Source organism: Bacillus sp. FSL W8-0183, assembly GCF_038006825.1.
Lineage (GTDB): Bacteria > Bacillota > Bacilli > Bacillales > Bacillaceae > Bacillus > Bacillus altitudinis.
Map to the genome: position 1 here is coordinate 3,913,226 of NZ_JBBOVY010000001.1, position 16,508 is coordinate 3,929,733.

General features: G+C 41.0%; 15 protein-coding genes. 8 read left to right on the forward strand and 7 right to left on the reverse strand.

Annotated elements, in window-relative coordinates:
* Nucleotides 1-8: 8 nt before the first annotated feature.
* From NSQ64_RS20615 to NSQ64_RS20625, 3 genes are all read right to left on the reverse strand, one after another.
* Complete coding sequence (locus NSQ64_RS20615) at nucleotides 9-1,142, reverse strand: DUF418 domain-containing protein (protein ID WP_125590775.1); 1,134 nt, start codon at nucleotides 1,140-1,142, stop codon at nucleotides 9-11.
* Between the two features lie 132 nt (nucleotides 1,143-1,274).
* The gene (locus NSQ64_RS20620) at nucleotides 1,275-2,570 is read right to left on the reverse strand and encodes an adenylosuccinate synthase (RefSeq protein WP_007497400.1); all 1,296 of its coding nucleotides are present in this window, start codon (nucleotides 2,568-2,570) and stop codon (nucleotides 1,275-1,277) included.
* Between the two features lie 216 nt (nucleotides 2,571-2,786).
* Nucleotides 2,787-3,368 (reverse strand): TetR/AcrR family transcriptional regulator, encoded by a 582-nt coding sequence (locus NSQ64_RS20625; RefSeq protein WP_341018147.1) that lies wholly within the window; start codon nucleotides 3,366-3,368, stop codon nucleotides 2,787-2,789.
* A gap of 137 nt (nucleotides 3,369-3,505) precedes the next feature.
* Here NSQ64_RS20625 and NSQ64_RS20630 point away from each other — a divergent pair, with 137 nt between their 5' ends.
* Entirely contained in the window at nucleotides 3,506-4,711 is a 1,206-nt protein-coding gene (locus NSQ64_RS20630; protein WP_341018151.1) for a cytochrome P450, read from the forward strand.
* Between the two features lie 32 nt (nucleotides 4,712-4,743).
* Here NSQ64_RS20630 and NSQ64_RS20635 read toward each other — a convergent pair whose 3' ends face one another.
* From NSQ64_RS20635 to NSQ64_RS20650, 4 genes are all read right to left on the reverse strand, one after another.
* Nucleotides 4,744-5,157 carry a VOC family protein gene (locus tag NSQ64_RS20635; RefSeq protein ID WP_178929678.1) on the reverse strand — a complete coding sequence of 138 codons (414 nt, stop codon included), beginning with the start codon at nucleotides 5,155-5,157 and terminating at the stop codon, nucleotides 4,744-4,746.
* A gap of 131 nt (nucleotides 5,158-5,288) precedes the next feature.
* Complete coding sequence (gene dnaB / locus NSQ64_RS20640; RefSeq protein WP_003214779.1) at nucleotides 5,289-6,653, reverse strand: replicative DNA helicase; 1,365 nt, start codon at nucleotides 6,651-6,653, stop codon at nucleotides 5,289-5,291.
* Between the two features lie 285 nt (nucleotides 6,654-6,938).
* Entirely contained in the window at nucleotides 6,939-7,895 is a 957-nt protein-coding gene (locus NSQ64_RS20645; protein ID WP_341018154.1) for a DUF4885 family protein, read from the reverse strand.
* Nucleotides 7,892-8,839 (reverse strand): DUF4885 family protein, encoded by a 948-nt coding sequence (locus NSQ64_RS20650; RefSeq protein WP_341018155.1) that lies wholly within the window; start codon nucleotides 8,837-8,839, stop codon nucleotides 7,892-7,894. Before NSQ64_RS20650 ends, NSQ64_RS20645 begins: the two co-directional genes overlap by 4 nt.
* 109 nt (nucleotides 8,840-8,948) lie before the next feature.
* On the opposite strand from NSQ64_RS20650, the gene NSQ64_RS20655 reads away from it, so the two are divergent.
* The 7 genes from NSQ64_RS20655 to NSQ64_RS20685 all read left to right on the forward strand — a co-directional run bounded on the left by NSQ64_RS20655 (nucleotide 8,949) and on the right by NSQ64_RS20685 (nucleotide 16,362).
* Complete coding sequence (locus tag NSQ64_RS20655) at nucleotides 8,949-9,806, forward strand: hypothetical protein (protein ID WP_341018157.1); 858 nt, start codon at nucleotides 8,949-8,951, stop codon at nucleotides 9,804-9,806.
* A 498-nt stretch (nucleotides 9,807-10,304) separates the two neighbouring features.
* Nucleotides 10,305-11,186 carry an alpha/beta hydrolase gene (locus NSQ64_RS20660; protein ID WP_341018159.1) on the forward strand — a complete coding sequence of 294 codons (882 nt, stop codon included), beginning with the start codon at nucleotides 10,305-10,307 and terminating at the stop codon, nucleotides 11,184-11,186.
* A gap of 209 nt (nucleotides 11,187-11,395) precedes the next feature.
* Nucleotides 11,396-13,021 (forward strand): helix-turn-helix domain-containing protein, encoded by a 1,626-nt coding sequence (locus tag NSQ64_RS20665; protein ID WP_341018161.1) that lies wholly within the window; start codon nucleotides 11,396-11,398, stop codon nucleotides 13,019-13,021.
* Between the two features lie 98 nt (nucleotides 13,022-13,119).
* Nucleotides 13,120-14,085, forward strand: a complete 966-nt coding sequence (locus NSQ64_RS20670) for an iron-hydroxamate ABC transporter substrate-binding protein (protein ID WP_341018163.1) — start codon at nucleotides 13,120-13,122, stop codon at nucleotides 14,083-14,085.
* Nucleotides 14,086-14,174: 89 nt separating this feature from the next.
* Nucleotides 14,175-14,909, forward strand: coding sequence for an alpha/beta hydrolase (locus NSQ64_RS20675; protein ID WP_341018165.1), 735 nt, complete (start codon nucleotides 14,175-14,177; stop codon nucleotides 14,907-14,909).
* Nucleotides 14,910-14,981: 72 nt separating this feature from the next.
* Entirely contained in the window at nucleotides 14,982-15,125 is a 144-nt protein-coding gene (locus NSQ64_RS20680) for a YycC family protein (RefSeq protein ID WP_008347524.1), read from the forward strand.
* Between the two features lie 22 nt (nucleotides 15,126-15,147).
* On the forward strand, nucleotides 15,148-16,362 hold the full coding sequence (locus NSQ64_RS20685) for a CynX/NimT family MFS transporter (RefSeq protein ID WP_341018167.1): 1,215 nt from the start codon (nucleotides 15,148-15,150) through the stop codon (nucleotides 16,360-16,362).
* Nucleotides 16,363-16,508: the final 146 nt, after the last annotated feature.

Consider the following 16,508-nt stretch of genomic DNA (forward strand, 5'->3'; position numbering starts at 1 on the left):
ATTCCCCTTTAAGATGCTTTCTTCATTGTCACACGGCGAAGTGCCCGTGATCGGATATACTCCATTGGCCCAATTCGCCAGACGTGTAAGCAAAGGGCTGAAATGGCGATTTGCAGCAGGGAGATCAACAACCATGACAAGACGATAAGGGGGGCGTTGATTTGACCGCCAAGACCCAATCCCCAGCTGTAAAAAAGAAGCGAGCAGATGACATTTTGCAGGATATAGCAGCTAAGCGCCATTTTCCCTACATATTCAAACCAAGTCCACATGAACCATGACTCCGTGCGTGCTAGAAGCTTCGCCACGACAGCAATATAGAAAATAGAGAGGAATGGCGAAAACACATAGCGCACCACAAATTCTACTATGTCATTTGGTACGAAGACGAGCGCATTCAGCGGCAGTCCAATCCACAAACCCATTCGGAACAATGTTTTCCGCAGAGATTGCCCACGCTCATTTGCATAAAATACACCGGCTCTCATCATCCGCACACCTAATAAAAACAAAAAGGTATTCATTGGGATAATAAAGATCGCTTCTTCTCGGTACATCAAAAAGTGCTGTAATCGGTCTTGAACTTGAGATATCCATGTCTCCGGCAGTTGTTCTTCGTACGCTGGTTCACTGCTCTCGTCATAGGATTCAGTTTCCAATTCAGAGAAAGAAAATACAACGAGAAAAACCATCACCAACAAATGAAGGCCACCCGAGACAATCATGCCTTTTTTGATACGCCGACTTCCTCCACGGACAATAAACGCCACAAGCAAACCCGTGACGGCGTAACTCATGAGCACATCATATTCCATCACTAGCGCAAAATGGACAAAGCCTTCAATCAATAAGAATAAAAGAATCCATAAATATGTACCCGGCCAAGTCATATTTTTTCTTTTCGCCTGCTGGTATTTCAGCTCTAGCCCTACGCCAAACATGATTGTGAGCAGCGATAGCATTTTGCCATAAACGAACATAGAGACAAGACTTTCAAGAAAACTGCCATTTTCATATTCATCCGCAATCTGATCTGTCGCAAAAGTATCCCCTGCGTATGCAAAAAACCAGACGTTTGTACCCAATGTACCTAATATCGCAAAACCTCGTAAAATATCTAATAATCGTATTCTTTCTTTCACTAGAATGCTCCTTCCCTTTTATACAGTTATCATATTTTGGTAATATCGGGAAGTCAGTTCCGTAGAAATTAAGGAATATTTAAACAAAAAAGACACCAGTAAAATGTGTGATTTTACTGGTGTCTGATCAGTCTATAATGATGGACGGTACACGCTGCGGACAACGTTCGTTTGGGAACGGTCTGGTCCGACTGAGAAAATAGAAAGTGGAATACCTGTTAATTGTGAAATGCGCTCTAAGTAATGACGGGCATTTGCAGGCAGTTCACTTAAATTCTTCACACCTGTAATATCCTCTGTCCATCCTGGCATTTCTTCGTAGACAGGTTCACATTTCGCTAATTCATTTAGACTTGCTGGGAATTCTTCAGTGATTTCTCCGTTCAATTTATAAGCAACACAGATTTTCAATTTCTCAATCCCTGTCAGTACATCGATGGAGTTAAGAGATAAATCTGTAATTCCGCTCACACGGCGCGCATGACGGACAACAACACTGTCAAACCAGCCAACACGGCGCGGGCGGCCAGTTGTCGTACCGTATTCACGGCCAACTTCACGGATTTGATCGCCAATTTCATCATGGAGTTCTGTCGGGAATGGGCCATCACCTACACGAGTTGTGTAAGCTTTTGATACGCCGACCACATGTTGAATTTTCGTAGGACCTACACCAGAACCAATCGTCACGCCTCCAGCCACTGGGTTAGATGACGTCACGAACGGATATGTCCCTTGATCGATATCAAGCATAACGCCTTGTGCCCCTTCAAAAAGAACACGGCGGCCTTCATCTAGAGCATCGTTCAATACAACAGATGTGTCCACGACATATTTTTTCACTTGCTGACCATATTCATAATACTCATCTAAAATATCTTCAATTTTGAAGCCTTCTGTGTCGTACATTTTCTCTAAAAGACGATTTTTCTCTTCTAGATTACGGGCAAGCTTCTCTTCAAATACTTCACGATCTAATAAATCTGCGATACGGATTCCGACGCGGGCAGCTTTGTCCATATAAGCTGGTCCGATTCCTTTTTTCGTCGTACCGATCTTGTTAGCCCCTTTCCGCTCTTCTTCTACCTCGTCCAATTTTAAGTGATAAGGCAGAATGACATGGGCTCTATTGCTGATTCTGAGGTTATCTGTACTCACATTCCGTTCGTGAAGATACGCAAGCTCAGTGACCAACGCTTTAGGATCAACCACCATTCCATTACCGATGACACAAGTTTTCTCTTTGTAAAAAATACCGGACGGAATGAGGTGTAGCTTGTAAGTCACTCCATCAAATTTGATTGTGTGACCTGCATTGTTTCCCCCTTGATAACGGGCAATCACCTCTGCATTTTCTGAAAGGAAATCGGTAATTTTCCCTTTCCCTTCGTCACCCCACTGCGTACCTACTACGACTACTGAAGACATATCGTGCACCTCCGTTAACCTTTCAAAACGTTATCTCTTTCAAACACATTTATTTTATCAATGGACAATGAAAAAGTCAACGTGAAATCCGAACATTAATATCTCGAAATCAAATTTTGTTCGTTTTACATGTGAGGAAAAGCGCTTTAATTGCTCATTCTACGCTTAAACAAGAAGATTTCGATCAAAATAACTGTTTTTCTCATTTCCGTTTGTTCAGTGATTTTCAATCAATTGAATCATCGAACTTGCCATAAAGTCGGGTGAATATGGTCTGCCTTTTCTCAGCCACCACTCAGCTGTTCCAACATAAGCAGAAATGACAAATTGCTTCTGCATCTCGAGAGGAACGTGTTGTGGATCAGGTGGTGAACCTGTGACTTCTTCTAGCCCCAAAGTAAAGCTTTCTTCAAAAAAAGCACTGGCCGTCTGATGAATATTAAGCTCTCTTCCCCTTTTCAAGAGAATCTGATACTCCTCTTCATGTTCCTGCAGATGCTGATAAAAGCGGTAAATATACACATATGCTGCATGATCGCTCTTCCACTCATTTTCATGTACAGGAGCAAAAATAGCGGTTTTCATGACATCAAACATCTCATCCATGACCTGCTGAGCTAAGTCAAACTTATCCTCATAATGCTGATAGAAGGTGGTGCGATGGATCCCTGCCTTGTTCGTCAAATCTTGTACAGAAACCTTCCCCCATTCCTTCTCCTTTAATAACTGAAATAATGCTTTTCTTAATTGTTGCTTTGATTCAGTTGCGCGCTTATCCCCTCTGTAGCAGTCCGCCACAAGCCGCTCTCCCCTTCCCATTTTCTTCAACAGATTTCGCTTTTCTGTTGGTTGAATCCTTTCTCCTGATGAATTACCTTTAAATCTAACACAGTGAAAAAAAGGAATCATCTGACAACCCATAAGGAGTGATGATCATGGAAACAACAACACCTAGTGCCGTTCAGAAAGCGTTATTAAGAGGGAAAAATAAGCAGGACCCGTATCACCCATTTGATTGGTACGCCAAAATGCGTCAAGAATCTCCTGTTCATTTTGATGAACACAGCCAAACATGGAGTGTCTTCACCTATGAAGAAGCAAAGCGCGTCACCATCGATAAAGATACCTTTTCTAGTCAACCTCCTCAAGACCACCGGAAACATTCACTGATGAAAACAATGGTCATGATGGACCCGCCAAAACATACACGAATCCGCTCCATTGTGAGCAAAGCCTTTACACCCCGGGTGATGAAATTGTGGGAACCACGCATTCAAGAGTTAATGGATGATCTCATTGCACAAATAGAAGGTAAGGAAGAGATTGATCTTGTTCAAGACATCTCCTATCCGCTTCCTGTGATTGTCATTGCAGAGCTTTTAGGTGTGCCAACAGAACATAAACAATCCTTTAAAGAATGGTCCGATATTCTCGTCAGCATGCCTAAAAGTGAAGAAGAAAGAGATGTCGTTGAATGGCAAAAAACACGGGATCAAGGCGAAGCGGACATGATGGCGTTTTTTGCTGACATCATTGAAAAGAAGCGGCAGAACCTTAGTGATGATTTGATTTCGCTTTTAATTCAAGCGGAGGAAGATGGAGACAAGCTGTCCGCAGACGAATTAATTCCTTTCTGCAATCTGCTCCTGTTAGCAGGCAACGAAACGACCACCAACCTGATCTCCAATATGATCTTTAGTTTGTTAGAAAATCCGGGGTCGTATGAAGCGCTCGCTCAATCACCTGACCTCATTCCTCGTGCTGTGGAGGAGGCTGTCCGTTTTCGTGCCCCTGCGCCTACCATCGTCCGGTATGTCACAGAAGACACCGAACTTGGAGGGAAAGTCTTGAAAAAGGGAGACAGTGTGATCGTCTTTCTTGCTTCTGCGAACCGGGATGAGCGTCAATTTCCAAACGCACATGAGTACGATATACACCGGCACCCTAATCCTCATATTGGCTTCGGCCACGGCATTCATTTCTGCCTAGGCGCACCACTTGCTCGCCTGGAAGCCTGCACTGCCATCAAAGCCATACAGTCACGATATGAATCACTAGAGCTTCTCTCTTACGTCCCAATGACAAGCAGCGGTATGTATGGACTAAAAGCACTGAAGCTCCGTGTCACGCCTCGTTGGTAACAAAAAAGGCTCCCACAAGATGGGAGTCTTTCTTAATCAGGTGTAATTCCTTCTGTATTCATGAGCACCACTCGATATCCATCTGGATCTTCAATCGTCACGCCTCCTCGATCCCAGTACGGGTTTGTAGAGGTGACTTGCCGTCCGCCAAATGCGATCAGTCTCTTTTTCATCTGCTGAAATTCTTCTTCATCCGGAATATAGAATACAAGTAGTTGCTCTGGGTGGGGAACAGGCAAGCTTTCGTCTTCTTCATGTTTGGTGATTTCCAGATGAACATGCTGGTGAGGAAGCCCAAGCATGACCCCATCATACCCTTCATGCTGATCAAATGAGCCAATTCGTTTCAGCCCTAAACCTTCTTCATAAAAAGAAACAACCTCTTTCATGTTGACGGTCGGACGTGCGATGCGTAATTGAGCGGCTTCGAATTGTTGAAACTTCATCAGTCATCACTCCTTTTCTCTCCCTTTAGTATACGCTCTCTTTTTCTCCCACTCCTCCTCATTTCGACTGTTTTTCAGTCATTCTTTCGATGTAGATGGATCAAAAAAAGCCCAGCTTCTTGAGCTGGGCTTTAAGCACCGGGCGGAACACCCGCATCGTCAAATCTTCTTTCTAAGTTGACGAATTTGTTATATTCTTTCACGAACGCCAGTGATACCGTTCCAACTGGACCGTTACGCTGTTTCGCAATAATAATTTCAATAATGTTCTTATTCTCTGATTCTTTATCATAGTAATCATCACGATAAAGGAACGCCACAATATCGGCATCCTGCTCAATACTTCCTGATTCACGAATATCAGACATCATCGGACGTTTGTCCTGACGCTGCTCTACCCCACGAGAAAGCTGTGATAAGGCAATGACCGGCACTTCAAGTTCTCTTGCTAGTGACTTTAAAGCCCTAGAAATTTCAGATACCTCTTGCTGACGGTTATCGCTTGATCGTCCACTCCCTTGGATGAGCTGTAAGTAATCAATCAGGATCATGCCAAGCCCGTTTTCTTGCTTCAAACGGCGGCATTTAGAGCGAATTTCACTGACTCTAATGCCGGGTGTATCATCAATGAAAATCCCACTGTTTGATAGCGAACCCATCGCCATTGTCAGCTTACCCCAGTCCTCTTCTGTGAGGTTACCGGTTCTTAGGTTTTGTGCATTGATATTTCCCTCGGCACAAAGCATACGCATGACCAGCTGCTCAGCGCCCATCTCTAAACTAAAGATGGCGACACTTTCATCTGTCTTGGTCGCAACGTTTTGTGCAATATTTAACGCGAAGGCTGTTTTCCCTACGGACGGACGAGCCGCTACAATAATCAGGTCATTTCGCTGGAAGCCAGCTGTCATCCGGTCAAGCTCTGAGAAACCCGTTGGAATCCCAGTGATATCACCTTTTCGATTATGAAGCTGTTCAATATTATCATATGTCTGAACAAGAACGTCTTTAATGTTTTGGAAAGCTCCTGAGTTTTTACGCTGAGCCACTTCCATAATGGTCTTTTCAGCATCACTCAACAGATCCTCTACTTCATCCTCACGCGTATATCCATCCTGTGCAATGGTTGTCGCTGTACGGATCAGACGTCTTAAAATGGATTTTTCTTCTACAATTTTTGCATAATATTCAATGTTTGCGGCAGTTGGGACAGAGTTCGCAATATCTGTTAAATACGAAATCCCGCCTACCTCTTCTAGTAAGTCTGTATTGGCAAGTTCTGATGTCACCGTGACAAGGTCAACCGGTTCCCCTCTATCACCAAGTACAAGCATCGCATTGTAAATCTTTTGATGCGACATTCTATAGAAATCCTCTGGAATTAATACTTCAGAAGCGAGCGTTAGCGCAGATGGTTCTAAAAAAACAGCACCTAATACGGCCTGCTCGGCTTCTATATTTTGCGGCGGCAGCCGGTCATCGAGAAGTTCCGTCATGCCAAGCACCGTCCTTTCATAAAAAAATACGCTACTCATCATTTTAACATTTTCATCAATAAAAAAGTGAAAAACATCAACTATAGTCAAAATTACCATGTCGATGTTTCAATGAACAGCGAAACAACACACTTCAAATAGAAAAGACTCTGTAACATAAATTGTTATAGAGTCCTTTGTATCGCTAATGGGATTTGTAGCTGATGTTGTTCACACATGTGATCGATACTCCAACATGGCATGAACACGCACATGATCAAATATTGAAAATATCAGGTGCGTTTTTTAATCTATCGTTTTCTTAACTCCGTAATTCACCTTTTGTCCAATATCATATAAAGACCCGTTTTCATACCCAATAGATAACACCAAATCGGGAATAGAATCATATCCGTTCTTCGCTAGATCAAAGAGTTGTGCACCATAATGTGATGCAGCAATGCGGGCATTTTCTGCTGTGTATGGGTTTTTCAGAAGTTCTTCTTTGTAGATATCAAAAATATTCGCTCCGGTATCCGTTACAAATTGACCGTTTACAATGCTTAAATCTTTTAAATTGTAGCCTGTCACCGTTTTGATTTGATTGACAAGGTGAAACTTTGCAAGTGAATCCGGCGTGAATTGAGTCGAATCATCATTTCTACTTTTCATAATATGAAAAAATAGTTCTCTTGTATTGTTGCTTGTATTCAATATGTCTTCTATTTGTTTGACCAGCGACTCGTCAGTTGATCCACTCACCACTAATTTAAAATGATTCGGATCAATGGTAAAAGTTAAATTGGCGTTTTTAGGAATGTTCAAACCATTGGTAGAAAACAAAGCTTGCAGTTGTTCGTTCACCTTTTGACGATTTAATAGTTTCTTTTCTACACTTTCTTGGGTAGGATCGTACCGTTTTTCATTACGGAATATAGCGTCATTGAAGTCATATTGTCCACCTTTATTATTCCTTGCCCAACTCATTTCCATCGTATAAGCAGCTTCTCTCTCCACTTTAGTTAGATCACTTCTGAAATAAGAAGAGTATGGATTTCGATACTTATCATATATATGACTCTGAGGATCTTTGAATCGTTTATTTTGTTCATTTATTTTTTCGTATTTTTCATCTAATATTTTCATTCGTCTATCAGATTCGGTCATCACTTCGTTTGTACTTTTAATAGCTGATTGGCTATTGAAGTCGGTAAAGTTCTGATTGTTAAGAACAGTTGCTACGTTTGATGTATTGATCTTCACTTTGATACTCCGTAATTTACCTTTTGTCCAATGTCATATAAAGACCCGTTTTCATACCCAATAGATAGCACCAAATCAGGAATAGAATCATACCCGTTCTTCGCTAGATCAAAGAGCTGTGCACCATAATGTGATGCAGCAATGCGGGCATTTTCTGCTGTGTATGGGTTTTTCAGAAGTTCTTCTTTGTAGATATCAAAAATATTCGCTCCGGTATCCGTTACAAATTGACCGTTTACAATGCTTAAATCTTTTAAATTGTAGCCTGTCACCGTTTTGATTTGATTGACAAGGTGAAACTTTGCAAGTGAATCCGGCGTGAATTGAGTCGAATCATCATTTCTACTTTTCATAATATGAAAAAATAGTTCTCTTGTATTGTTGCTTGTATTCAATATGTCTTCTATTTGTTTGACCAGCGACTCGTCAGTTGATCCACTCACCACTAATTTAAAATGATTCGGATCAATGGTAAAAGTTAAATTGGCGTTTTTAGGAATGTTCAAACCATTGGTAGAAAACAAAGCTTGCAGTTGTTCGTTTACCTTCTGACGATTTAATAGTTTCTTTTCTACACTTTCTTGGGTAGGATCGTACCGTTTTTCATTACGGAATATAGCGTCATTGAAGTCATATTGTCCACCTGTTCCAGAATTAGCCCATCCAATTTCCATCGTATAAGCAGCTTCTCTCTCCACTTTAGTTAGATCACTTCTGAAATAAGGAGAGTGTTGATTTCGATACTTATCAAATATGTGACCATGAGGATCTTTGAATCGTTTATTTTGTTCATTTATTTTTTCGTATTTTTCATCTAATATTTTCATTCGTCTATCAGATTCGGTCATCACTTCGTTTGTACTTTTAATAGCTGATTGACCTTTAGCGTCTATTTGGTTCAAAGTGTTCGAAGCACGGGCTGTGTATGACGTATTAATATTCATTTTGATTCTCCTTTTTTAAGAAAATAGTGATTATTAAATATATCGGCATTTCAGTTAAAATTTGTTAGTTTAATGTCGATATAGTAATTATTACAAGGGAGGTTAATATATGAAAAATACTATCTTTAAACATTTATTATTACCATCATTATTATTGGCGCTTGTTACTAGTTTTTTTGTACCTACGTCAGCGGAAGCAGCTATTACAGGGAATAACAGTCCTAACACTGCAAGTTCAATGGGATATTGGAAAAATAATCGTTCAGACACGACAATCTTACCTGAAGGTGAAAATGAAGCGTATTATCAGTTCACGATTAATAAAGGTGAAAGGGTTTATGTACGAAGTTCTTATAATAAGCAATATACGGGTATGAAAATCGAGGTGTATAATTCGAAGGGTTCTAAGCCAGGTTCCAGGGTGATTAATCCTAATTCAGTCACACCCTTTATTTTTGCAAATACTGGTGACGTGACTTCAACTTCAGAAACTTATTTTGTGAAAGTGACCCGTGGTACATATACAGGGAATATGTATTTTACTGTTTCCATTGAAGATCGTATTAAATCTGGAAATGGGACATTCAATTTTTCGGGGACGGCTACCAACTTGGGGAATTCATCTTTAAATTTTTTAGGGGTTGATTCTTCTATCATTACAATGGATTTAACGAACAATTCTTCAATTCCTAAAAATGCAATCGTTAAATCAATTACGACAACTAGCACTCAAACACCAAACCAAGGGAATGTCACACACAAACTGATGGCTAGTGATAGTAACATTTGGTATCAATCACTTTTCTCCTCTGCAACAAGTGGTTCTTATCGTATATCTCTGGATGATCAATTAAGAGTCGCTCAAAAATGGAGCTTTAAGTACAACGCAAAAGCTACGGCGAGATCTACTATGAGCAATGTCAAAGCCGATATCCGTTACGAATATGATGTCACAGATGGATTTTAATTGAATGGTGTTTACAGATATGTACACTAATTGATCAAAAAGTAAGGGAGCATCCCTTACTTTTTTTATTGCCTCATTTTTGATGTTATATGATATTTTGCCATTTTTAAAACAGCCCCTCCTCTTTCAACACGCTCTCCAGCAGAACCTCGACTGACCATTTCATTTTGTTATGAATGAAAATGTTAAAAAGAAGAGTAGTGTATTTTTGTATGAAAGGACGGTGCTTGGTATGGCGGAACTTCTCGATGACCGGCTGCCGACGCAAAATATAGAAGCAGAGCAGGCCGTATTAATTAATTGGACAAAATTAACATTTATACAACTTTATGAACATTTGACTTTATAATTAATAACTATTATTATTTGGTTTGCTCACATGATAATTGAGAATCATTTTCATGTGAAGTTTTCAAGTAATACTCTCATCCAACCAATATTCACAAGTCTGCTTTTATCACCATATGAGGATCATTTTGAGGAAGGGAATTTTTATATATGTTGAAACGCCCTGAAGGAATGGGTACTGAGAATTCACTTTTCGGAGAAAGCCGTCCCTTTTTTATACCTGGGACGGAGCAACTGGATATCACAGCACACCCATACAGACTTTTTATATTTAAACCGAATGCTACTCCTCCAGCGGCTGGTTTTCCAGTCATGTACGTACTTGATGGAAATTCGCTTTTTGGTACAATGGTCGAAGCCATTCGTTTACAGTCAAGAAGACCTGAAAAAACAGGTGTCGCACCTGCTATCATTGTTGGAATTGGCTATCAGACAGAAGCGCCCTATCATCCGCTTAGGCATTATGATCTCACTCTTACCGCCCCTGATGCTTCCATTGGGAGGAAAAGAAAGGACTTCTCCAACCATACATATGGCGGCGCTTCTACTTTCTTTTCTTTTTTAGAAAAGACGGTAAAGCCCTATATCGAACAACGCTTTCCAATCAACCAAAGTCGTCAAACACTGTTTGGGCATTCTCTTGGCGGTCTTTTTGTATTACACACACTATTTGAGCACCCTGATGCTTATCAGACATATATTGCAGGGAGCCCTTCTATCCACTGGAACAAAAAATTATTTCTAGAAAAAGAACACCAATTCACCAACTATATACGTCAGGTGCCTATGGATGTCAGGCTGCTTGTAGGTGTAGGTGAGTTAGAAAAACATCATCCATGTCAAATGAATGATCATGCCAATTCACTAGCAAATCGTATGTTGCCTTTATCGTCATACGGCTTGCATACGACCTATCACGAGTTCCCTGAAGAAGGACATACGTCCGTTTTGCCGGTGCTGATGAATTATGCTTTTCGTTTTGCACTCTATCATGATGATCCTTTAACAACCACAGATATGAAAAAAAGCTAGTGAACACACGAAACATAGTGACCTATCTCAAAAGATCGCCCTTATCACAGGCGCAGGACGGACAACGAATACAAGTGTTTCTCTACACCCTACGCACCCTGATCTCCATCAGGGTGCTTTTTTGACAGAATAAACACACCATTTTCCAGCTCTTTCTGATACAATTCAATTGAGAATGTTTATCAATTAATAAGAGATCAGGTGGTTTTATGGGAAACAATCATCAATTATGTACAAAGGTAAATGCTGAACAATGCATTTATCGATTAACATATACTGAAAAAATAAATAATGCAGATCTTCCACATACGGAGCAGCAGTTGTCAGATACATTCTGCCTCCTCTTTAGCATAAGCGGCAATGGTTTACTTACATTGAATGATCAAAGATGGCGATTGAAAAATCTGACACTCTATACGATGATGCCTGGGGAAACATTTATGTTGAAAACAGAGCCTTATCAAAAACACGAGCTCTATCTGTTTCGATTTCAGATGTACACGCTACAAGGTCAAAGCATAGAAGAAGTATCAACTGAACATGCCCGTTCTTTACTGAATGTATGGCAATTTATCGATATTAGCTCGATTGAACAAATTCATTCTTTACTGTCCGACATGACAACAGAATGGCAAAAACCTGAATCCATTAGCTTTTTTAGAAGCCAAACCCTTTTTCAACAGCTCATCCTGCAGCTTTTCACACTGCATAAAGAAGACATTTGTGACACAACACACGCCCTTTTCAAAACAAAACAATATATCGATCAACATTCCGAAGAACCTCTCAGCCTTACAAGTCTATCTCATATGGCTGGTATCAGCGCCAATCATTACAGCGAGCTATTTAAAAAGCATTTTGATGTGAGTGTCACTGATTATATCACCAAGAAAAGACTGGCTAGAGCCAAACAGTTAATGGCGAAAGGTCATGCAAAGCTCAAAGACATTGCACAGGACATCGGCTATCAAGACCCCTATTACTTTAGCCGCATCTTTAAGAAAAAAACGGGTATCACTCCTTCTGCTTATATGAAAAGCCGTCAACGGAAAATGGCTGCCTATGGCCATTCCATACTCGGGCAGCTCACACCCATTCATATCATCCCATATGCTGCCCCTCTTCACCCTAAATGGACAGCACATGATTTTGAGCATTATGCAGAAGAAATTCCGATCCATCTGAGTGCACATCGTATCAACGAGCACGCTGAAGCCAATTTACAGCAATTGAAGGAAGCGCAACCTGAGCTGATCATTGCCAATGATCATGTGACAGAGGCAGAAAAACAAGCGTTGAAAACCATCTGTCCTGTGCACTTTGTTCCATTCACACAATTGGATTGGCGCACTCAATTCAGACAAACAGCTCTGTTCTTAAACGAAACGAGGGAAGCAGAAGAATGGCTGTTTCATTACGAAGAACTCGTCATTCAAGCGAAAAAGGCATGCCTTGTTGATCATCCACCAAGAACCGTCCTGCCTCTTCGTATCTTTCAAGATCAGCTCTACTTATCTGTCAATCGCACCTTGTCAGAAGTAATTTTTCATGACATTGGCCTTCTGCCAGCTTTTCAGAATGATGGCCAGCTCATCGAAAAAAAAATCAGCATTCACTCTATACAGCAGCTAGACCCAGATGCCATCTTCCTCTTGTTGCATAAAGAACCAAAAACCATTGCTTTTTATCAAAAATTAAAGCAACAGGAGGCTTGGCAAAATCTCAAGGCTGTGACGCAACAAGCCGTCTATCCGCTCACTTCTGACCCTTGGCGTGAATACACAGCAGCAAGTCACCAACGAGTCATTCAGGACCTTTTATCTTTTTTTCCGTAAAAAGTCCATCATTTGACAGATCATTGTCTATGGATAAAAGGACGAAAGACTACTACAATCTTTAATTGAGAACAATTATCAGTTAAAGGAGAAAACAAATGAAAAAATGGTTAGCATTGCTTATCCTTTGTATCATGACAATCACCGCAGTAGCCTGTGGTGCGGCAGAAAATAAACCCGCTTCAAACACAACCAAAAACAAGTCAGCTGAAGCAGCAGAAACAAACATCAAATATTTAGATCAAACGTACAAACTCAAAACACCAGTGAAACGAATCGTCATTGCTGGAAGCCTAGAATCAATGGAAGATGCAAAATTACTTGGTATCCAACCTATTGGTGCTTCTACTGTAGGCGGCACTTTCCCTGAATTATTTAAGGACATCACAGCGAAAACAGAAGGCATCGGTGAAAAAACAGAACCGAACCTAGAAAAAATTTTAAAGCTAAAACCAGACGTGATACTCGGATCAACCAAGTTCCCGCCTGCAACAATTAAAAAACTAGATAAAGTCCAAACGACGATCCCAGTATCACATGTCTCTTCCGACTGGGAAAGCAACCTTTTATTACTCGGTGAACTGACTGGAAAAAGTGAAGAAGCGAAAAGCATCATTTCTGATTATCAGAAAGATCTCAAACAAGCGAAAGAAACCCTGAAAGACAAAAGCAACAACAAAACAGCTGTCATTTTACGCATTAGACAGGGCGACCTGTACGTGTACCCTGAAGACGTATACTTCAACTCTACTTTATATGGGGACTTAGGGTTTACAGCACCAAGTGATATCAAAAAAGCCAAAGCACAAGCAATGATTTCATTGGAACGCCTAGGCGAACTCAATCCTGACTATATCTTTGTTCAGTTCTCCCAAGAGGAAAACTCATCGAATCCAAATGCATTGAAGGACTTAGAGGGAAATAAAATTTGGAACAGTCTAAAAGCTGTGAAAAATGGGCACATCAATGAAAATGTCGTTGATCCTATGCTTCAGGGAGGAACAGCACTAAGCAAAACCACCTTCCTTGATCAGGCTGTCAAATGGCTAGATCAAACCAACTAAAAAGATGCGCATCTTGACAAAGGGCTAAACATTTTAGCCCTTTGTTCTTCTTTTCAGCAGAGCTTGAAAACTTGAAGGAGAGAATACACATGAACGGAACGTTTCTATATGACGAATTGAACGGGCGGCAGCTTGATATTTACCTTCCACCGGGCACCTCTATTGATGTTCCAGCTGTCTTTGTACAAGATGGCTCTTCTTTGTTTAGAACCCACTTGCTAGAGATCGAAAGTATGATTGAAGCCAAAACCATCTCGCCAATCATCATCGTCGGTATACACCCCTTCAATCGACTTGACGAATATACACCATGGAAAGCATCATCACTGCGTTCTGGATTCCCTGACTTTAAAGGTGAGGCACAGACATATGTGTCATTTTTAGCAAATGACTTGCTTCCATATATCAAAAGAGAATACCCAGTCAAACAGACCGGTCATGAACATAGTCACATAGGTGCTTCATTAGGTGGGCTATTTGCAATTTATACTTTATTGATGTACCCTGCTCTTTTTAAAAACATCGCATCTATCTCTGGATCATTTTGGTATCAAGATTTTCTACCATTTGCTAAACAACAAAGCATTCAGTCTGCGGACCACCTTGTCTATTTGTCTGTAGGCAGTGAAGAAGGGAAAGGCAAAACATCTGTCCAACAGCACATGCCTTTATTCAACAAACAACTCCATGATCATTTATTACAGAAAGGGATGCAGGAACGAAAGCTTCACTTTCACATTGAACAAGGAGAGGGCCACCATCTCAAACAATTTCAAAAAAATTTCTTATCGGCCATCAAGTGGTTTTATAAAAGAAAACCTTAATTTTTTATCAGCAAGTCACAAAGTCGATATGGTATATTGGAACGTATAGATTGAAAGAGGAGGGATTTGCGCATGAGACCTTTACAAATCTCAGCCGATACCGCACAAAAGCTTGCTGCATCACTCAATGTACCGTTAGAGCAAATCATGCATATGCCGCAGCACATCTTATTAGCTAAATTAGCGGAGCTTGAACAGAAGAAAGATCGTTCTTAAAGAAATAAAGGAGTTTACATTCATGGAACAACAACTAGAAAAATCAACATTTCATCCTCGCAGTACAGGGCAAACCATTTTGCTGATTGCTGGGATTTTACTCATTGCCTTTAACCTGAGGCCAGCCATTACGTCTGTTGGTCCTGTGATCGGTGCCATTCGTTCTGATTTACAGCTTTCAAATGGACTGGCTGGTTTCCTCACGACATTACCACTGCTCTCATTCGCATTGCTATCTCCCATTGCACCTAAAATCGGAAAACGTCTTGGGAATGAACGAACACTTTGGCTTGGGCTTGCTGTCCTGCTCTTTGGGATTGTCATTCGTTCATTGGGCAGCATCACCTTTTTAATGATGGGAACAGCGCTAGTCGGCGTCGGGATTGCGATTTGTAATGTGCTTTTACCTGGACTTGTGAAACATAAATTCCCTGCACATGCTGGATTAATGACAAGCGTGTATACGACATCGATGTCCGTTTTTGCTGCACTTGCATCTGGTGTCAGCGTTCCGCTCAGTCATGCAATGCCTGGCGGCTGGAATACATCATTCCTTGTATGGGCTGGACTTGCCCTTCTTGCTATGATGGTGTGGGCGCCGCAGCTTCTTCATCAGAACACAGCGGCCGTCAAAAGCATTTCGCTCACAGAGCAGCCAATATTGCGTTCACGTGTCGCTTGGCAGGTGACCTTTTTTATGGGCTTGCAATCATTCCTTTTCTATAGCAGTATCGCATGGTTTCCTGATATTTTAACATCACATGGAATGAACCTGTCGACAGCTGGCTGGATGCTGTCCATTATGCAGTTCGCTGGTCTGCCATCCACCTTCTTAACGCCCGTTCTTGCAGAAAAATTAAAAACGCAAAGACCGCTTGTCGCCGGCCTTGTCCTTGTGTATTTACTCGGCATGATTGGACTTCTTTTTGGAGGATCAACGCCTATCCTTGTCATCTCTGTTCTATTGATCGGCATTGGACAAGGGGCCAGTATCAGTCTTGCCCTCACATTTATCGGTTTACGTACAACCAATATGGAACAAGCAGCTGCCCTCTCTGGAATGGCGCAGTCTCTCGGTTATTTATTAGCTGCTGTTGGGCCGTTCATGATTGGTATCCTTTTTGATTCCACACAGACATGGACACCAGCAATTATCATCTTTATCATCATCCTATTTTTCATGTTTTTATTCGGTATGCGTGCCGGACGCAGTGTCTATATTTCAGATCCTTCATAAAAAAAGAACCCGCCTCCTCGTGAGACGGGTTTCCTTCTGAGATGCAAAGCTCTTGATTGACTATAAAAGATGTTTCTTTCCTCTTTTTCATAATAGAAGTTCAGATCAACTGGAAACTGAATTAAATTGGGCAAAGCAACGAACGC